The organism is Sphaerochaeta sp. (assembly GCF_050256055.1).
Classification (GTDB): domain Bacteria; phylum Spirochaetota; class Spirochaetia; order Sphaerochaetales; family Sphaerochaetaceae; genus Sphaerochaeta.
This window is the reverse complement of record NZ_JBFWIJ010000026.1, coordinates 26,142-45,781: the sequence shown is the minus strand read 5'-3', so window position 1 is coordinate 45,781 and position 19,640 is coordinate 26,142. Positions and strand designations below refer to the sequence as shown.

The 19,640-nt window shown below is 51.1% G+C and carries 18 protein-coding genes; 3 read left to right on the top strand and 15 right to left on the bottom strand.

Annotated features, from left to right (window positions below; translation table 11 throughout):
- The first annotated feature begins 489 nt into the window (after positions 1 to 489).
- Entirely contained in the window at positions 490 to 1,092 is a 603-nt protein-coding gene (locus AB7C91_RS10725) for a GNAT family N-acetyltransferase (RefSeq protein ID WP_332446831.1), read from the top strand.
- Here AB7C91_RS10725 and AB7C91_RS10720 read toward each other — a convergent pair.
- Positions 1,089 to 2,768, bottom strand: coding sequence for an MBL fold metallo-hydrolase RNA specificity domain-containing protein (locus AB7C91_RS10720; protein ID WP_428591289.1), 1,680 nt, complete (start codon positions 2,766 to 2,768; stop codon positions 1,089 to 1,091). The two genes, AB7C91_RS10725 and AB7C91_RS10720, sit on opposite strands and share 4 nt — an antisense overlap.
- Positions 2,769 to 2,895: 127 nt before the next feature.
- On the opposite strand from AB7C91_RS10720, the gene AB7C91_RS10715 reads away from it, so the two are divergent.
- Together AB7C91_RS10715 and AB7C91_RS10710 are read left to right on the top strand one after the other, a co-directional pair.
- On the top strand, positions 2,896 to 3,576 hold the full coding sequence (locus tag AB7C91_RS10715) for a lactate utilization protein (protein WP_428591286.1): 681 nt from the start codon (positions 2,896 to 2,898) through the stop codon (positions 3,574 to 3,576).
- A gap of 11 nt (positions 3,577 to 3,587) precedes the next feature.
- Positions 3,588 to 4,778 carry an iron-containing alcohol dehydrogenase gene (locus AB7C91_RS10710; protein WP_332446834.1) on the top strand — a complete coding sequence of 397 codons (1,191 nt, stop codon included), beginning with the start codon at positions 3,588 to 3,590 and terminating at the stop codon, positions 4,776 to 4,778.
- Here the strand turns inward: AB7C91_RS10710 and AB7C91_RS10705 are convergent.
- The 14 genes from AB7C91_RS10705 to AB7C91_RS10640 form a co-directional block, all read right to left on the bottom strand.
- Positions 4,775 to 5,743 (bottom strand): hypothetical protein, encoded by a 969-nt coding sequence (locus AB7C91_RS10705; RefSeq protein WP_428591283.1) that lies wholly within the window; start codon positions 5,741 to 5,743, stop codon positions 4,775 to 4,777. The genes AB7C91_RS10710 and AB7C91_RS10705 overlap by 4 nt on opposite strands.
- Positions 5,744 to 5,868: 125 nt before the next feature.
- Complete coding sequence (locus tag AB7C91_RS10700) at positions 5,869 to 6,321, bottom strand: PTS sugar transporter subunit IIA (protein WP_332446164.1); 453 nt, start codon at positions 6,319 to 6,321, stop codon at positions 5,869 to 5,871.
- A 10-nt stretch (positions 6,322 to 6,331) separates the two neighbouring features.
- Positions 6,332 to 6,814, bottom strand: coding sequence for a universal stress protein (locus AB7C91_RS10695; RefSeq protein WP_332446165.1), 483 nt, complete (start codon positions 6,812 to 6,814; stop codon positions 6,332 to 6,334).
- On the bottom strand, positions 6,798 to 7,496 hold the full coding sequence (locus AB7C91_RS10690) for a V-type ATP synthase subunit D (protein WP_332446166.1): 699 nt from the start codon (positions 7,494 to 7,496) through the stop codon (positions 6,798 to 6,800). Before AB7C91_RS10690 ends, AB7C91_RS10695 begins: the two co-directional genes overlap by 17 nt.
- Before the next feature lie 8 nt (positions 7,497 to 7,504).
- Complete coding sequence (locus AB7C91_RS10685) at positions 7,505 to 8,926, bottom strand: V-type ATP synthase subunit B (protein ID WP_332446167.1); 1,422 nt, start codon at positions 8,924 to 8,926, stop codon at positions 7,505 to 7,507.
- A complete protein-coding gene (locus tag AB7C91_RS10680) occupies positions 8,916 to 10,694 on the bottom strand; it encodes a V-type ATP synthase subunit A (RefSeq protein ID WP_332446168.1) in 1,779 nt (592 codons plus the stop codon). The genes AB7C91_RS10685 and AB7C91_RS10680 overlap by 11 nt, the downstream gene beginning before the upstream one ends.
- On the bottom strand, positions 10,691 to 11,287 hold the full coding sequence (locus AB7C91_RS10675; RefSeq protein ID WP_332446169.1) for a V-type ATP synthase subunit E: 597 nt from the start codon (positions 11,285 to 11,287) through the stop codon (positions 10,691 to 10,693). The genes AB7C91_RS10680 and AB7C91_RS10675 overlap by 4 nt, the downstream gene beginning before the upstream one ends.
- 11 nt (positions 11,288 to 11,298) lie before the next feature.
- Positions 11,299 to 11,601 (bottom strand): V-type ATP synthase subunit F, encoded by a 303-nt coding sequence (locus AB7C91_RS10670; protein ID WP_332446170.1) that lies wholly within the window; start codon positions 11,599 to 11,601, stop codon positions 11,299 to 11,301.
- Between the two features lie 3 nt (positions 11,602 to 11,604).
- A complete protein-coding gene (locus AB7C91_RS10665) occupies positions 11,605 to 11,952 on the bottom strand; it encodes an ATP synthase subunit C (protein ID WP_332446171.1) in 348 nt (115 codons plus the stop codon).
- Positions 11,953 to 11,977: 25 nt separating this feature from the next.
- A complete protein-coding gene (locus AB7C91_RS10660; protein WP_332446172.1) occupies positions 11,978 to 13,957 on the bottom strand; it encodes a V-type ATP synthase subunit I in 1,980 nt (659 codons plus the stop codon).
- Positions 13,954 to 15,054 carry a V0D/AC39 family V-type ATPase subunit gene (locus AB7C91_RS10655; RefSeq protein WP_428591274.1) on the bottom strand — a complete coding sequence of 367 codons (1,101 nt, stop codon included), beginning with the start codon at positions 15,052 to 15,054 and terminating at the stop codon, positions 13,954 to 13,956. Before AB7C91_RS10655 ends, AB7C91_RS10660 begins: the two co-directional genes overlap by 4 nt.
- Positions 15,051 to 15,380 carry a hypothetical protein gene (locus tag AB7C91_RS10650; protein ID WP_332446174.1) on the bottom strand — a complete coding sequence of 110 codons (330 nt, stop codon included), beginning with the start codon at positions 15,378 to 15,380 and terminating at the stop codon, positions 15,051 to 15,053. The genes AB7C91_RS10655 and AB7C91_RS10650 overlap by 4 nt, the downstream gene beginning before the upstream one ends.
- Before the next feature lie 75 nt (positions 15,381 to 15,455).
- Positions 15,456 to 18,767: a hypothetical protein gene (locus tag AB7C91_RS10645; protein WP_332446175.1), complete on the bottom strand. Its 3,312-nt coding sequence runs from the start codon at positions 18,765 to 18,767 to the stop codon at positions 15,456 to 15,458.
- A 40-nt stretch (positions 18,768 to 18,807) separates the two neighbouring features.
- Positions 18,808 to 19,572 (bottom strand): fimbria/pilus periplasmic chaperone, encoded by a 765-nt coding sequence (locus AB7C91_RS10640; protein ID WP_332446176.1) that lies wholly within the window; start codon positions 19,570 to 19,572, stop codon positions 18,808 to 18,810.
- Positions 19,573 to 19,640 lie beyond the last annotated feature (68 nt).

Genomic DNA, 19,640 nt, shown 5'->3' with positions numbered 1-19,640 from the left:
AATCCCGCACCCGAAGGCGCGGGCTCTATTTCCTTCATAGTCAGCCCTGTCTTTCCTCGCAAACGAACGTAGCTTTTCCTCTACTGTTCATCATTATTCCTCGAATTGACTGGGAAGCCCATTCTGCGGTCTTCCACTATTCCAATCTTTCTATTCTTCCCTAACGCTCATACTGTCAATAACCATTGAAAAACAGTTTTGAAACCGCACTATTTTTCACGCCCCTCATCAAGGGGGGTTCTTTAAGAGTACTCGATATATTCAATTTCCGTCAAGAGCCGAATGGCCTCATCGTTGTTGACTCGAAGTTCTCGTTGCCGAACGAGATGGGATATTACACCCAAAGATGGGTTTTGTCCAGCAGTTTTTGAAAAAATTTATCTCTAAAAGACTAACTATTGAATATAGAACAAGTTGTATTCTATAATTTTTCTGATTGAGAAATCAACAAAACAAGAGTATGGTACATAATGTAAGGAACAATACCCAATGCAGTACATACGACAAGCTCTCCCGCAAGACCTGCCCTACCTTTATTCCATCGCCTTGAAGACCGCTTTTGCCGGTCTTGACGGAACACCTTATTTTGATGATCCCTGGTGTGTCGGTCACTACTACGCTGCCCCTTACTTCTTCTTTGAGCCGGAGCTTTGTTTCATAGCCCTTGATGAGACCAATGTCCCCTCAGGATATATTGTAGGAACCAGCAACACCCATGCATTCAACGCCTGGATGCAGGAACATTGGTTGCCCATTCTGCAAACACAATACGCCGGTGTACAAAAATTCAAGAGCGAAGCGGAACAATCGGTCATCAAGACCCTGCTCAAAGGTCCGGGTGAAGGGGTATGGGCCAATCTTGGGTATCCAGCCCATCTGCATATTGATTTATTAATGCATCTGCAAGGCAAGGGAATCGGGAAAAGCTTGATGCTCACTTTTTTCGAAGCCGTCAAACAGAAGGGTGTTGCAGGAATCCACCTTGGAGTGGACGGCCGCAACACCCATGCCTACGGGTTCTATGAACGGATGGGGTTCTCCATTCTGGAACAACAAAAATGGGGTTCCATTTTCGGAAAACTGCTTAGTTAGTCGGCATCAGGACCCCATTTTATCTTCAGGTACTCCAAATCACTGGCCAAGCGGTTGATTGCATTGGTCAGGCGCACCGCACGCTTCTCATCCAGATTCTTCTCCCGTCCAGCCTGCTCCATCCGCTCAACCACGGACCGCAGCGTCGCTTCCTGCTTCGAGAGTTCAGCCAGCGATTCTGCAAGCTGCCTGAGATAGGGGACCAACGCCGCTTCCACAGGAAGAGCCACCGGCAGCGATGCCTCATCCAGCAGATCAAAGCGTTCCATCAAAGCCGGTGCATAGGCTTTGATACCCAGTGTTCTGGAAACATAGGATGCGAACCAAGGAGCAACCTCCTTGTCCCCATGGACGATGAAGGCTCTTCGCGGTTCCTTCTTGAACGAGGTCAGCCATTTTACCAGTCCTTTCTGGTCTGCGTGTCCGCTGATGCCATGCAACTCCGCAACCTCGCAACGGACATCGATCTGCTCGCCGAAGATGGTTACATGACGCGCTCCATCAAGAATGGACCTTCCCAGCGTGCCTCCTGCCTGGTAACCGCTGAACAATACCGTGCATTCACTGCGCCAGAGATTATGCTTTAGATGGTGCTTGATGCGTCCAGCTTCACACATGCCGCTGCTGCTGATGATGACGCAACTCTCCTTGCGTTGGTTGAGCGCTATGGAATCCTGTACATCAGTGATGGTAACCAAAGAAGGGAACAAGATCGGATTGATGCCCTTGTTCACCAATTCCATGGTTTCTGCATCCATGTATCCGAACAGGTTACCGGCAAACACATGGGTGGCTTTCACCGAAAGCGGACTATCAACGAATACGGGAATATCCCGGATGGTCGGACAGAGTTTCTGTTCGATGATCAGACGAAGCAGATACAGAATTTCCTGTGTCCTGCCGACAGCAAAGGAAGGAATTATGACATTGCCCTTTCTTGCGAACGTCCTCTCGATGATCTCGGCAAGCTCCTGGGCCCTTGCCAAGGAGGTAATATGCTGGCCTTTCGCTTCTTCAGGCCGATCATGGAGGCGGTTGCCGTATGTTGATTCCATGACTACGAAATCAGCTTCGTCAATGTAATCGGGATCCTTGATCAGAGGTTGGTCGAAATTCCCGATATCCCCGCTGAATACAATCTTTCTCTGTTCGCCACTCTCCTCGAGCCACATTTCAATGGAGGAAGACCCAAGCAAGTGACCGGCATCATCAAAGCGGACTTTGATGTGTTCATCGATCGAACATATCTGCTTGTATTCGCATCCATGAAAATACTGCATCGATTTTTGCGCATCCTCAACGGTATACAAGGGTTCCTCTCCCTTCTTTCCTGCACGTTTGGCCTTTCGGCTTTTCCATTCCGCTTCCATTTCCTGGATGTGACCGCTGTCGGCGAGCATTATCTCGCACAAGTCGATCGTAGCCGAAGTGGCGAAGATTTTGCCCTTGAACCCATTGCGGACCATCAACGGTATTCTTCCGCTGTGGTCAATATGGGCATGGGTGAGAAACAGGTAGTCGATGGCCGCTGCATCGAATGGTAGATCAATCCCCGATTCCCGCTCATCATTGCCTTGCGGAAGGCCGCAATCGACGAGCAGGTACTTTCCGCTGCATTCTACCAATGTACAACTTCCGGTAACCTGCTGAGCTGCTCCAAAGAATGTTATATGCATAATCGAGCTCCTTCTTCTTGTAAGATACGATTGTTGTGGTTCGGATGCAATTGTTTTCGAAATCCGAGACATCCTTGCTAAGCGCGCGAGGATTGGGTATTCTTCCCTATAGAAGGGGGAAATCGTTATGGATGACCATCTACGAGCAATCAAACATCTCCAAGTGGAAAGAACAATACGATCCTTGGAGAAAAACAATATTGAGGCTCGGTTCGTCGAAACCGCCAAAGATGTGGTTCCTACCGTTGCTTCACTGTTGAAAAACGGCGACCGCGTCGCGGTTGGAGGGTCGATGACACTTTTCGAAACCGGTGTCATTGATCTGCTACGGAATGGGAATTACACATTCTACGACCGATATGACAAAAGCCTGGGAAAGGAAGGAGTGGATGAAGTCTTTCTGAAAAGCTTCACCGCAGATGCATATCTCGCAAGCGCAAATGCACTTACCGAACATGGTGAAGTCTATTGCGTCGATGGAAGGTCGAACCGTACGGCAGCTATGCTGTATGGACCGAAACAAGTGATCCTGATCGTTTCCTGGGACAAGATCGTCCCCGATCTGGTAAGCGCCATCCTTCGGGTCAAGGATATTGCAGCCCCGGCAAACGCCACCCGGTTGAAAACGGGAACCTATTGCACAGGAAAAGGCAAATGCATGCAAGCACAGTGCGATGACCGGCATCTCATGGCCCTGCCCGCAGGTGCCTGCGAACATACCATATGCTCGAACTATGTAGTTTTTTCACAGCAACAAGTCGAAGGAAGAATGAAGGTACTCATCGTCGGTGAGAGCCTCGGATATTAAGGGAGATAACCATGACCGCTGATTTCAATTATTACACACCTACCCGTGTCGTCTTCGGAAAGGATGCAGAATCCCAGGCAGGAGTCTTGATCAAGCAACAGGAATGCAAAAAAGTATTGGTGCATTATGGATCGGAAAGTGCCAAACGCTCCGGATTGCTTGACCGGGTCACAGAATCCCTGAAAGCGGAAGGCATCAACTATGTCTTGCTCGGCGGCGTCGTTCCCAATCCTCGCCTGAGCAAAGTGCATGAAGGGATTGCATTGTGCCAGCAAGAAGGAGTCGACTTCATCCTTGCAGTCGGCGGAGGGTCCGTCATCGACTCGGCAAAAGCAATCGGATACGGACTATTCAACGGGGGGGAAGTCTGGGACTTCTACAGCCAGAAGCGACAGGTGAAGGGATGCTACCCGATCGGGGCAATCCTGACCATTGCCGCAGCCGGCAGCGAGATGAGCGATTCCTCGGTCATCACCAATGAGGAGGGAAATCTCAAACGCGGAGTCAACCACGAATCATCGCGGTGCAAATTTGCCATCATGAATCCCGAGTTGACCTATACCCTCCCCCATTATCAGACGATGAGCGGAGCAGTGGATATTATGATGCACACCATGGAACGTTATTTCATCCAAGGATCGACCATGTACTTGACGGATGAACTGGCACAGTCCTTGCTGCGTACCATCGTCCATTATGCCCCCGTACTGAAAACAAACCCCCGTGATTACGATGGGAGAGCCAACCTCATGTGGGCAAGCAGCCTTTCCCACAATGGCTTGATGGGAATGGGAAACAGCGCTCGCGGGGACTGGGCCCCACACCAGCTTGAGCATGAGATGGGGGGAATGTTCGATGTGGCCCACGGCGCCGGGCTTGCCGCTGTTTGGGGCAGCTGGGCCAGTTTCGTCTACAAGGAAAGACCGGATCGTTTTGCTCAGCTTGGGTCTGAAGTCTTCGGCTTGGAACGTTCCGACGATGAGGACCTGGACGCTCTCAGAGCCATCGATGCGATGAAGGCTTTCTTTCACAGCATCGACATGCCTACCAATTTCGCCGAATTGGGCATCCACCCGAGTGAAGCGCAAGTGGAGGAGATGTCAGAGAAGGCAACCTTCTTTGGGAAACGAACTCTGGGAAGCATCAAAGTCCTTGGCAAGGAAGAGATCAAGGCAATCTATCATCTGGCGAACAACAACTAGGATTTTCTGCTCCATAAATGGAGCAGAAATTGCTGTTCCAAGGTACGGTGGGGACCCGGGCGATCGGATTCCCTTCGTACCCGCGCCAATGTATTGCGATGCAAAAACGAGCGGTACATACGAACCACGGAAAGCTGCTCCTCAACCGGTCCTTCCAACATTTGGTCTGAACGCAATGCCAACAAGGACCCTGCTTCCTCCCTGCTTATGGATTGGCGTGAGGTTTCAGCCATTCGTTCCCGCAGAAAACACAACTGTTCATAGCTTAAGGAAAACAGGAATTCCTCCAACGCCCATACAACAGGCTGTTCCCCGCCTTTCTGCATCAAAAAGTCATGCCAGGGCTCAGGAAGCAAGAATGAGAGCTTGAGCAATTCCACCGTACCGAGCAACGTCCCAAGCGTAGGGATCAAACGATGCCGGGCGCTCCAGAGCTGTTCCACCAAGACACCGAATCCTTCGGAATATCCGGCAGTCCGGTGTTCCCACAAGTGAATCAATTCCTCAGTGGCATGGGAGACCCATTGCTCGTTGCCGTCGCTCTCAGAGATGATGGAAATATACAAGTCCTCCGCCATCAGGGAGAACAGTATACGCTGGTACATCACCAGAAGTCGGGTGTATTGCGCTGACAGGCAGGAGACTTTCATCAGGAAACCGAACAAGTGCAATTTGGCAAGTACGAATGAACGCCCCAGGGAAGCTTTCACGGGAAGATTCACTACTTCCTGAATGCCCGATTGAATCAGCTTGGCAGAAAGCGAGGCTATTGTCCGGGGATGAGGGGACAAGGAAAGGTCGCTGACCACCGACGATGCTCTCGCTACGATGGAGGACAGGCTTTCTATATCCTGGATACGGGTTTCCAAAGTTTGGAAAAGTTGCAAGTCATTCGTGGAGAGAATTTGCTTGCATGTTGCCAGCAACGAATACTCTGCCTCGGAGAACGGAATGAATACGTGCATGACGCATGCCACCTGAATACCTATGATGAAGCTACCATAGGACGAAACCCAAGATTTGTCCAGCAAATACAGGACAGGCACCATACATGACGTACGGTGCCCTGCAAAGGAACGTCTGAACGACCTTATTCCATAAACAAGCGGACTACTTCCTCACTATCCCTGGACTGTTCGAGCATCCGCCGGAAAACCTGGCTGGTGCAGCTGCGGGCTATCGAGGCAAGCAGCTCCACATGGGCCGACGCTTCCTGAGGAGGTGCAAGAACCAAGAAGAAAATCCTGCTTTTTTGGCCATCCGGGGAATCGAAATCAACAGGAAATCTGCTGATGCCGACAACCAGGCACACATGATCCATGACCTCGGTTTTGGCGTGTGGAATGGCAATCCCATTCCCAATAGCCGTCGATCCCAGGCTTTCGCGGTCAAACACCGCTTCCAAAATGTCATCAAACTGCTGTGTTGAATACCCCTTCGCCTTGGCGACCACCTCGACAAGTTCAGTGATGATTCCTTTCTTGTCGGTATGCAGGAGTGGGACCTTGACCAGGTTCTTGTCCAATACATCCAGTATGTTCATGCAAAGCTCCTTACGCTTCAAACTCCAGCCAGATATCGTCATCGTCCCGCACTACCAACACAGGGCAGGGAGAAGTACGCATCATCCTATCGGTCTCACTGGTCAGCTCTTCTCTCCGGGATCGGATGTCGGTCAGACCTCCAAGCACCAGCAAATCAGCCCTCTGCGATTTGAGAAGGTCTTTCATCACCACATGCACGGTCCCCTCGAGCTTGACCGTATCAATAACCACTTTCTTCTGTTCAGCCAAACGGGAAGCGTGTCTCAGGTATCGATCGGCATCCAGTTGCAAATCCCGTTGGTATTCATCTCGTTCAACTGCAACAAATATACCCGCCTTCACCAGTTCGCTCAACGCCCTGGTGTTGACGACATACACCGCGGTAAGTTTCGCATCGTGTTCCTTTGCCAGCTTGATCCCATACATGATGGCGGTCATCGAACTCTCTGAACCATCGAGATACACGACGATCTGCTTAAATGGAACTCCCATGCAAGCCTCCCTGTACTATCGTATCATTATCCCGGGAAGAGGTCAAAGCCTGAGCCTGTTCCTTGGCCTGTTCCATCCGCTCCTTCACCGTCTTGAGCAGGATGAAATTCTCCCGTTCCTGTTCCTCGATTCTTCCCCGCATCCAGGCAATGGTTTCCTCATTTTCAGGAATGACGATCTTTTCCAAGGCATTGACTTTTCTGATCGTCTTCTTCACTTCTCGGGCAAGACGCATGATGGAAACCTTCAGCTCGGCAAGCCTTCCCATCAACTGGAGGGTTGTCCGATACCGGTCAATCGAAAGTTCACTGAGAATACTGGTTTCCTCACTGCTGAAATAGGGACTGTGATCCGTAAAAGTGGTATCCACCTTCGGCACCGATACTCCCATGACCCTACGCTTGCCCAGATTGATCGAATATTCAATGTTTACCGCACCGGCGAGATTCCCCACCCGTAGTCGCCCCATCTGCATGATGGCGTCAGACAGAGAATTCTGGGCTTCCGTAAGGGCCTTGAACACCCTACCCTCGTAATCAACCGCCTGATCGACCAAAGTCAATAGCTCCACGACAAGAATGGAACGCTTCTGGTCAAGCAGTTCATGCCCGAGTTGTGCGAATTTGAGGTCTTCCGTCAGTTTGAGCAGGTTGCTCCTCGTAGGAGCAAGCGTGGTATTCACCCTTCCTCCTACTTGCCGTAATGTTCGGCAATTTCTTCGTCGGTCAAGCGCTGCAATTCCTCACTCGGCAACTTGCTCAGGGCTTCCCAGCCCAAGTCGAGCGTTTGTTCAATACTCCGGTCCTCATCAAATCCTTGGGTGACAAATTGCTTCTCGAAGAAGTTTCCAAATTCAAGATATTGCTGGTCGAGCGTGGTCAGCTCTTCCTCGCCGATGACCGAGGCAAGGTTCTGCACGTCCTTCACATGACTGTAGGAAGCGAACAGCTGGTTGGCCAAATGCGGATGGTCTTCTCGGGTCATGCCTTCACCGATACCGTCCTTCATCAATCGGGAGAGAGAGGGAAGACAGTTGATCGGCGGGTAGATGCCTCTTGCCTGCATGCCTCGGTCGAATACGATCTGACCTTCGGTGATATACCCGGTAAGGTCGGGAACCGGATGGCTGATATCATCATTGGGCATGGAAAGAATCGGCAGCTGAGTGATGGAACCACTCTTGCCGGTTATCTTCCCCGAGCGTTCATAGATTTCCGCAAGGTTTGAGTACAGATACCCGGGATATCCTTTTCGGGAGGGAATCTCACCACGCATGGTCCCGATTTCACGTAATGATTCACAATAGTTGGTCATGTCGGTCATGATCACCAGTACCTGCTTGCCTTTGTCGAAGGCAAGGTATTCGGCCAGCGTCAACGCAGTCTTGGGAGTGATGATGCGTTCTATGGAAGGATCATCAGCCAAAGAGAGGAAAAGCGCCACATTGTCCAGGACCCCGGTCTGTTCAAAACTGTCGATGAAAAACCGTGCGACGTCATATTTGACACCCATGGCTGCAAAGACGATGCAGAAGTCCCCTGCATTTCCCCTGACTTTCGCCTGTCGGGCGATCTGGGCCGCCAATTGATTATGGTCTAGTCCATTCCCACTGAAAATCGGAAGCTTCTGCCCTTGGATCAAAGTGGTCAGTCCATCGATGACCGAGATCCCGGTTTGGATGAAATCCCTCGGATACTCACGGGCAGTCGGATTGATCGGCTCTCCGTTGACATCCCGTTCGGCAAATCCGTGGACCGAACCCGAACCGTCGCGACTTTTTCCCAATCCGTTCATAACCCGACCGAGCATCTGCTCGGAAACAGGAAGCGTCAACGGCTCTCCCATGAACCGCATGCCGGTTCCCGGCAACGAAAGTCCATCGGTACCTTCGAACACCTGTACCACAACCGCCTCGTCACTGGTATCGAGGACCTGCCCGGAACGATGTGATCCATCCGGGGCCAGTACCTCGACCAACTCACCGTATCCGATCGGATGCGTATTCCGCATATATACCAAGGGACCGTCAATCTTGGATGCCCCGCGGTATTCCCTACCACTGAGCAATCTCCGATCGGTTTGGGCCAACAGTGCTTCCTTCTTAGTTTTCATAGACACCTCCGATCTGGTCAATGGCCCGTTCGAGGCGCACTTGGATCTTGTCGATGACGTCAAGTTCATCTCCCTTGACGGTGAAGCGCATTCTCGCCATCTCCTGGACAGCCTTCAGACGGCGGATTTTTACCATGGGTACTCCCTTGGCGATTGCCTCGCTGCCTTTGTCATAATAAGCAAGGATGGCACTGAGCATCTTCACCTGTTTTTCCACCGAACAGAACCGGTCGATATCATCGAAGGCATTCTGCTGAAGGAATGCAGTCTTGAAGAGGTTGCAGACTTCCAGTATGAAGTTTTGGGTATCCGGCAATGCATCAGGTCCAACCAATTTCACGATCTGCTGCAATCGTACTTCCTTTTGCAGCAAATCCATGATCTTCTGCCGACTCTTGTACCAGGAACCTTCGCTGTGGTCGTTCCACCATTGCTTCACTTCATCAAGGTATTCACTATAGGATTCCAACCAACTGATGGCAGGATAGTGACGACTGGAAGCCAGCTGTCGGTCCAATCCCCAGAAACAGCGGACGAAGCGCTTGGTATGCTGGGTGACCGGTTCGGAGAAATCCCCTCCAGGAGGGCTTACGGCTCCAATGACCGAAACCGAACCATCGCTGCCACCGAGGGCGCGTACGTAACCGGCACGTTCATAGAACTGGGCGATACGGGTTGGCAGATATGCAGGGAATCCTTCCTCAGCAGGCATTTCCTCCATACGGCCACTCAACTCACGCAGTGCTTCCGCCCAGCGGCTGGTGGAGTCGGCCATGATGGCAACATGATAGCCTTGGTCACGATAGTACTCGGCCATCGTGATTCCTGTATAAATGGAAGCTTCACGCGCGCTTACCGGCATGTTGGAAGTATTTGCAATCAAGATCGTCCGTTCCATCAGGGATTGTCCGGTACGAGGATCGATGAGAAGGGGAAACTCCCGCAGTACGTCAGTCATCTCATTGCCCCGTTCCCCACAACCGATGTAGACGATCAAATCAGCATCGCACCATTGTGCAATGGAGTGTTGCGTCATGGTCTTGCCCGTACCAAAACCGCCAGGGATGGCAACCGTTCCGCCCTTTGCCAACGGAAACAAGGTATCGATGACTCTGAGACCGGTTATCAACGGCTGCTTCAGCGGTAAACGCTGGTCTACCGGACGAGGCACTCTGATGGGCCATTTCTGGAGCATGCAAATCTTTTCCTGTCGCCCGTCAGGCAATACAATGGTGGCTATCGGGTCCTCGATCGTATAATCGCCCTGTTTTGCAACCTCGGAAAGGGTTCCATTAGTATATTGGGGAGGTACCATCACCCGATGTTCTATCCTGCTGGATTCCTGTACGGTACCCAATACCATACCGGCATGCACCGCCCCCCCCTCTGCAGCAGTCGGGGTGAAGGTCCATTTCTTCTGGTGGTCGACGGCGTCAAAACGCAAGCCACGGGAAATGAAAACACCGCTTGCTTCCATCAAGCGTTCCAAAGGACGCTGGATCCCATCATAGATGGTACCGATCAACCCCGGGGCAAGTTCAACCGACAGACTCATGCCGGTTCCATACACGTTGTCCCCCGGGCACAAACCGGTGGCATCCTCATAAACTTGCACGGTCGCCAACCCGTCGTTGAGTTTGACCACCTCGCCTACGAGCCCCTGCTCCCCAATACGGACCATTTCCATCATCATGGCATCCTTGATATCCTTGACAATGAGAATCGGACCGTTTACTCGCTTGATTCGTCCAATTATTCTTTCTTTCATGCGTGTTCCTGAATCAATGACCTGATGTCGCGGTCGAACCGTCGAAGGCGGATCTCAACCTGATTGTTGAATGAAATGGTATCATCCATGGAGGAAACAATTACCCCGAGCCCCCTGATCGGCTTGGGATCAAGGTGCAGGGTGATCTCACTGCCGGTGGCTTTCCGTACCAAGGCGGTGGCTTTGGCCAAATGCTCCTCGGTTACCGGGCATTGATGACTGGAAGCAACCTTGACTTCCACAAGATCCAAGCCTATTGCAGCCTCGGCAATCCATTGGCTCAAATATGCAGAAACCGTCTTTGCGTCAAGTGCGGACAGTACCCTGCTCATTACCTGCTGGTAGCTCTCATCCACCTTCCTCAGGCTCGCCTTCCGCTTGGCAGTTCCCATATTGGCCTGGAGGCGCAACTGTATCTGCTGCAGTTTCTGTTCCACCGTACGCTGTTCTGCAGCAACTTCCTTGTCGGCGCGTTTCTGTGCCTGCGCAAGAATGTTCGCCACTTGATCCTGAGCATCTTCCTGTGTCTTCTTTGCACTCAACTCTGCCTGCTCAAGAATTCCTGACAGCAAACGGTTGTCGGTTGTATCCATACGAACGCTTCCTACAATGATACCCCGATGGCTTGGTTGACCAGGGTACGCAAATCGGTACGATCCTCCTTCGAATGCGGGGAGGGTATCTCAACCACAAGGGGGAATGATTCGCTGAACAGGTAGCGATCTACCGTTTGTCTGATCATCGCCGCTACTTCATCGGTAATGATGATGATCCCATTCTGCGGATCTTCCAACGCCTTGTCCCATGCTCGCCGAGCTTGTTCGGCATTTGTCGCCTGCATGCCGAAGACACCGACCAAGGAAAACCCAAGGACGGTATCTTCGTCGCCGATGACAAAATATTTCATCGATCAAGCCTTTCCAAGAATCATCAGACTGGTGATGAAACCGAAAACGACCAAGCCTTCTGCAAGAGCAATGAAAATCAAAGCTTGGCTGGCGATTTCCGGTCGTTCACTGATGGCACCCATGGCTGCGCTTCCAACCTTGCCGATGGCCATACCTGCTCCCAGTGCACCCAACCCGAAGGCAACGGCAGCGCTCATGCAGACCAAGCCCAACCCAAGGCTGTCGGTTGCACCGGATTGCGTGGTTGCAGCGTATGCGCCTGGTGCGAAGATAAAGGCGGATGCAAGCAACATGAACGCCGTTGCAACAAAGGTCATCGAAACGTTTCTTCTGAATGCGATATTGGTCATAGTGTGACCCTCCTAAAAAAATGCGCTATTTTGTATTGGTAAAAGTAGACGAGAGTCGTACCGGCTCATACGCCACACCTTTGCCTGTAAAATACCGTGAGAAGAACTCATAATAGTTCAACCTGAGTGCCTGAATACCGGAACTCAAACCTTCCAACACAATGACGATGACATTTCCCACCACAAAGATCGCTATCCCGCCGACACTGTGCAAACCTCCGGACAGTTCCAAGAACGTTGACATCAAGGAAGCATGGGCAATACCCAATCCCGCCACCCGCATGAAGGAGAGCGTATTGGAGAGATATCCGATGAAAATCTCCAACACATCGATGACCGCCTCCATAAGATGCTCGCCAAGACCTTTTGCAGATCGTTCACTGCTTGAAGAAAGGTAGTAATCCAACACACCGCGTAAAATCAGAAGCGCTATGCAGCTGATCAATACAGGGGCGATCCAAGGATCCGAGGGGAAACTGTGATAATTGCTGGCAACGAATCCGAATCCCATATAGATGCCGACACCAAACAACAGACCACCGACCAAACCGTTCTTGTCCAACGTCAATTTGAGGAACGATTTCTTTCGGATGAGGTTGATCCAGTTGAGGATCAAACCGGTATAGATGATGACAATCCCGAAACGGACCGTCAGACCAAGGATGCCGAATACATCATGGATCAATCCACCCTGCGCATGACCGGCGACCGCAGCTTCGTAGTTGAACCAGAGTGCGGGAAACAACGGAAGCCCGAAATAGGAACCGAACAATACACCGAATACGATCGAACAAAGGCCGAGGTAAATCAGCAACTCCATGACGGTCCGGCTGAGCATCCCATCGCTCTTGAGTGGATGCTTGGCGTAATCGCGCGTGCCGAGAATTCCGATCAGCAACAGCACGATCCCCTGCCCTACATCTGCAAACATCAGGCCGAACATAATCAGATAGGCAACCATCACAAAGATGGTCGGGTTGATCGTCCCATACTCCGGCGTGCTGAAGTTGTTTACGATCTTCTGGAAAGGACGGAGAATACGGGGGGATGTGATAGCCACGGGTACTTGTTCACGCGGCAAAGCCGAGGCGTTGGTCCATTCGATGACACATTGTTCCTCACTTGCCGTGACAATGGCCAGGCGGACGTTCTCGGCTTGATCGACCGGAACCCACCCCGAGAAGAGCGTAGTGTTCTTCGTATAGGCAAAATAGGAACGGATCTGATCACTCAACTCATTGAGACGGAGATTCGCCCAGATGGCAAACAGAGGTCCCTGCTGTTGGGCGACCATCTCATCTACTTGGTGTTCGATTTCCGAACGAACGGCAACAGCTTTCTGGTGTTCCGTTTCCAGACGGCTCTTGATCAACGCCAAGGCTTGCTTCTGGAGGTTGCTGTCACTCGATTCAACCCAACCAAACTTTTCCAACAGGGGATCGACCTGGGAAATATCCCTTCGCAAGGTCAGGGAAATATATTTCTCACCATCACTGATGGATTCGAGCAGGCCACCGAACGAAGCCAGTCGGTCTTTCAGATCGTCGGCATTCCCATGGCCTATCTCCCCGACCCTCAGGTCGAGGTATTCCTCTTTGTTTTCATTGAGATACCGTCGAATCTCTTCCAATCCCATGACAACCTGGTTGCTCTCTTTCTGCTGTTCCTTCAAGCCGAGCAGACTCGTCGTCAAATCGTCGATCGTCTTGCGATATTCATCCAGCTGGGGTTTCTCCAAGTTCTTGACATCCAGAATATCCGATGAAGGGAGACGGATATGGCCTTGCTTCAGCAGGGCCTCCACCCGATGGCGCATATCTTCCAGCATCATGCGGTTGACCGAACTCGGTCGACTGGACAGCTTTTGCATCTGTTGGGGGTCGAGCCGGTCAATATGGATGAAATCCATGACCCCAAGCTCAAGCAAGGCTTTCACCACTGCGTCGCTGGTCTGCTCCAATACCACGGCAGTCAGCAACTTCATAGGCCTCGTAAACAAGTTCATTCTATCACCCCCCTGATGTACTGTTCATCGTAGCCGTAGTATTTTCCATTCAGGATGGCTTTGATCATGTTCGTCTCATCCTTGAAGAGGAAAAAATAAGCCAGAGGCAGCCCAATGGAAAATGGGTCGGATGCAAGGGCACGCTGATAAAGATGTTGGCGTCGTTCAGCCAGATACCCTTCAATCTTCAGATTCTCCAAGACACTGCTTTCATCCTGATGGACGCTGCCTCTTCCCTGCAGAGCAGAGATGTCGGTTTTCTCCAGTCCAGGGAAATACCGGTTGATGATATCCAATGGATTACGGTCTTCCGGCCGTTTTTGTACATAGGTTTCCGTCTCGGGGCTTCTCGCAACCCTTCCAAACGGGATCAACTGTCGTTTCAGCTGATCGGAAGGCATTTCATGATACCATCCGTATCGGGTCAGAACCAAAAGATTCTTCAGATCGATTTCCTCAAGAAAGATGGTGGATGCCGCCTGACGGTCGTCCTCGGACAATTCCTTGGTGCTTTCCATCAGTTGAAGGTACCAAGATCGGTCAAGATCAGCCTCCAATTCGAATAACCCATCTTGTTGCAATGTGGTTTCCTCATAGGAATGCACCACAGCATAATACGGACTGTCCTTCAATGCATTGCCCAGAGCTTCCCAACTCGTAGCATTCACCAAAGCCGTCCAATCGATCGGATAGACCATACGTTGCTTGAACACGTATTCGCTCCGATACCTGATCGGGCGATGCCTGATGATGCTGCTGTACCAAAGTCTGATGCAGTTCTTCAGGTTGTCCATCTCGATCTTACTCAAGAGATGTCTGACAAATGCGGAACTCGTACCCTCGAGGAACCTGGCGACTTCCCGGTACATCTCGATTTCCATCTCCAGCAGGACCATTTCCATATGCTGAAGATCGCCGGTACGATCGTACGCCTCCGCTACACGTTGGTATCGACTGTCGCGCAAGGTGGACACCGCCTCAACCAGGGAAGAAGCCTTCAACAGGTCATCTACGATATGACTCTGCTTCATCAACCCTATCTTTGCTCTCAGTTTGGCATTAATAAAGCCGTAGGTGTCTACCGGATCTCTACTCATTGTGCTTCCAGAAGTGCGTCGAATTCCGTCTTGCAGACCCGCTCGACGATCGTTTGCGCTATCCGATCAAGATCATTTTCCTGCAGATTGGATGATACATCCAAACTCGCCTCAAATTCGGAAAGTTGTTTTGCTGCATCTGATTCCGCTTGAACCAGCACTGCATGACCGCGCTCGCGTTCCTTGCGAAGAGCGGAACGCACCAGTTCATTGGCCTGGGCTTGGGCGTCGCTTACAACTTCTCTCGCTGCACGTTCGGCGTCGTGTATGATTTTCTGTGCTCTATCCTCAACAGATAATACTTCGTTGATAATATCGCTTCGCACGGCAACACTTCCTTGTCTGGTTTTTCGTACTTGGGTCTATACTCTACCTTTTGCCTGCAAGTGTCAAGCAAGGTTTTAGGGGGCGGCGGTCACTACCTGAGTTGCATTGGGATCAGGCTCCGGATTCCCTACGAGCTGGTCGAAGGTCTTGCTGTCAAACTGGTAATCTGCCTGGGTGACAAATTGGTTGTCCAAGGAAGCGAAGTTGAAGTCGCTTTCGTTGAATGGTGGGAAAATGATGTTCCAGAACGTCTGTTCGTCGATACGATCAACCACGTCCAACGTTACCTCGGCATCATATCCTGTCGCCAATTGCGTGCCGAATACGTCCTCCTGGGATGCCAGCTGCGAACCGGTCAAAGCATCCTTTACGATGATTCGTTTCTGGAAGGCAGGGTCGGAGACCCAGAAATCCTCAAGCAAGAGTACGCGATCAAGGCCGAGGGTTTTCGCATCCACCTCAGGTACAGTGAACCGCACTGCATACCATAAGTCTTCCACCTGCAGATCGAACAAGTACGTCCCGCTCTTCACCTCGCTGAGTATGAATCTACCTTCCTGATCGGTGAAAAGGTACAACGAGTCATCACGTATCAGCTCTTCCTTCCCGTTGCTGTCAAGCGACACCTGATAGACGGGAGAAGAATACTGCACATAGGGTTGCCCATCGGTTTTCTTGAGCACACCGCTGACGGTGAAGGCAGGTTCCGTCTGCAATTTGGCGACGAATGACTGTCTGCTTCTCGGAGTAATCTCATATACGAACGAAGACCCTGTGGAATATTCGGTGGGACCGCTGGAGAACACCACTACGGTATTCTTGGTATTGGTGGAAATGCTGTTGTACAGTGCACTCCCCAAGGGTCTGGGAAGGTGGGAAGGTGCACTGTCCAAGCTTCGGGCGATGGATATCTCGCTCTTCTGCAGGTCTCCGACCGGCTTGACCAAAAGGAATGCTTCATTGACGGATTTTGCAATGCCGAATGCACCATCCGCATAGGCGAACGAGGTATTCGCCGTCAGGGTGGTGGACATATCCTGATACGAATTGGTGATCTGCTGACGCAAGGCAAAGGATGCCAGTTCCCCACTATGGGACCACGTACCAACCACCGAATGATCGAGCGGTGTGGAGAACTCAAAGGAGCTGACCGACAGATTCAGCGAATTATTGTTCGACGGTCGATAACTTACACCCAAGGAACTCGTTGAGGTGCCGTTGAAGAAAGGAGTTCCGCTTTGCAGGCTGGTCGAGGTATTGGCACTGAGTTTTGGACTGAAGGAATAACTTCCACTGATCTGCGCAGATACCGAAGGACTGAGCGGAGCAGCTGCCGTCCCGCTCGCCGTGAGGGAACCGGAGATGGAGAATCCCTTGAACGGAGAGAATCCTGTAGCAAACGAGAGATTCCAACTGGGAGATCCGATACTGGTGTCATACAGCAGGTTTCCCGAAAGGGTGTAACGCACCGTATCGGTCAGGCTTCCCGAATAGGACAAGGAAAGCGAGGACAGGGACGAGTAACTGCCGCCGACCGCCATCGCCGGGACCATATGGTTAAGCGTCGTGGAGAACGTACCGAACGAACTACCGGGCTTGCCGCTTACCCGATGACTCAGACTTACCCCGAAGGAAGGAGTCTTCATACTGTCATCCAAGCCCAGGGAGAGTTGCAGCTGGGTGGTTCCCACCAAGGTTGCCAGTACTCCGTTGAGCGTCCCGCTGAAGATTCCCGGAGTGAAGGCCAGTTCAGTCGTAAAGGTAAACGTGTCGGTCAAACCGGTCTGCTGGTAATAAGTCGCAGTGAACCTATCCGGATAATAGGCAAGATACTGATTCCCTACCCAAGGAATATTGATCGTACCACTCTTGGTAGCAGATACCTCCTTGGGGATGCTGAATCCGAACCCATAGAGGCTGTCACCTTTGCCGAGTAACCGGTAATCGTATCCCAGATCCACATACTCGATATGAATGTCATCAGGCCTGGCATCGGGAATTGTGGAAATCTTGATTTGGTTTGCACCTTGGGTAAATACAAAATCCTTGAGGCGGTAAGTGCCTGCCTGGAAATGTCGGTCAAATACTTTTTCCCCGTTCATCTCGATCTGGACCTGCGAAGGCTCCACCAAGACAATAGTATGCTCGAACTGGTTTCCTTTGGCCGAACCGGTACCATAGGCATAATTTTTCTCGAAGGTGAATCCCAGATTGGCCGATGTGGAAAGAGAACTGAGGTTCGTACCCACATTGCCGAAACTCAGCCGATGGTCAGAGTCGACGAAATCATAGAAGCCACTCCAGCTCCCCGGTGTAAAATAGGGTGCTCGGGAAGAGAGCGAGAAATAGAAATTCAAGCCGATGCCGAACATACTCACCCTGTTCGAGACGGAAAGGGATGCCAGATAACTGTTCAGGGAACTGAAGTCAGAAGGATAGTCGAAGACCGTATACAGGCTCAATGAACTGGCCAAAGCAAATTTTGCCGGCTTGAGGACAATGGCCCCACTCATGCCGTATTGCTCCCTTCTGTTGATGGAAGCAGCAGTGATGCTTACCGTACGCTCGGGCATATCTTCCAGGCTGAACGTCAGGTAAACGGCGAACTTGACCGAATCATACGTAGCCTTGACTCCCCTGCCCTGTAGATCCTCAAGTGAAAGATATTGCTTTCCATCCCCAAAAATACGGTTTGAGGCAGCTTTGGTGATATACTCCCCGACATAGGAAGACAGCTCCGAGGCGTTGACCAACCGTTGTTCTCCGAGGAACTGGACTTCAATATCACCGACCATTTCATCATTCACATACAGGCTGAGATAATAGAAACCATCATCATAGGCAACGGTCTTGTCCTGTCCGACCACAAAGAAGTCCGCCCAGAAATCATCATTCTTCGGCTGCGCTTCCTGCACCGGCGGATAGAACATATCATAGTCTTCCTCAGTCAGTACTTGCGGCTCAAAAATGTAGGGTGGTTGCGGTACCATCACCGCACTCTTCGCCGTTGCCTTGAAAACAGGTACGGCGGGAACAGCAACCTGCTTTTCTTTCGGTATATATGTCTTGGGTATGACGGGCAGGGAAATGAGATGCACAGGTAAAGGCATCTTCTTGATCGGCTTGACGTCCGGCTCCACATGCGCAACTGAGGTGAACGTGGGTTTTAGCGGCACCGAAGGTTTTTGTGTCAGCTTTGGAATGACGGCAGTCGGTTTGGATTCCTCCGGCACATGCGGAGATTGCACCTGCACAATCGGGGTGATTGGTTCAGGTTTTTGCTGTGGTTTCTGAAAACAGGTGAAGAGAAATGCAGAAAGAAAGAGGGCTAATACCACAAGAAGAAACAGCAAGAACAGTGCATGCGCTACTCCTCGTTTCTTCATGTGAAAGCCCTTTCCTAATATAAGAAGGAGAAAACCCCTCCTATTTCGAGTATTTGATCGTGGCCTGATATGTTACTCCCGCATCTCGGGAAAGCCCTTCGGGCCAGGGCACTTTCTTCGTAACGACTTTCTTTGCCAAGATGTTCATGCCATCAATGCCGGAAAGGGCGTCGGTACCTTGGAGAACAACCGTATTGCCTTTGCTGTCCTTGACTTCCAATACCGCAGAAATCAACAGTTGGTGCACCGTTCCCAGATTAGCCAAGGTAACGGCCAAAGCAGGTTTCCCGTCTTCAAGCGTATCCGGTGCAAGAGAACGTACTGCTACGTTCTCGACCACCTTGCTGGGGACGACATACAAACTGGTTGTGTAGATATAAAGAAAATTGAACATCCCCTTGTCAGTGCTGTTCTTGCCTTGCGAATAGGGAATCTGTTCCGCCTTGAGTCTGAATGAAAGCTCGTTGGTCACCGTCCGTGGACCGCGATACTGCACACGAACAACCCAACTGCTCTGGGGAGGAACCACCAATTTATTGGGGACGATGGAGAAATAGGCATCTGCAGGTGTATTCGCTTCATTTCCCTGCGCATCCTGGTCGCGGATGAGCGCGGAGATGCTGATGGCAATTGAATCATTGCTGTCATTGACAATGGTATATGTCTTCGTGCTTTCCGCTCCGGACGGTTGAAAAGTCTGCTCCAGCGGAGAGAATTGATAGGCATACATACTGGAAAGAAACACCCAGCAAAACAGCAATGCAAGCACAAGCCTCTTATGGTTCCTAGCCGAACTTTGTTTCATTTGTATCTCTCTTTTTATACCAACAACACCATTTTTTGACAGTGTACGCTATCAAAGTGGATTCATCA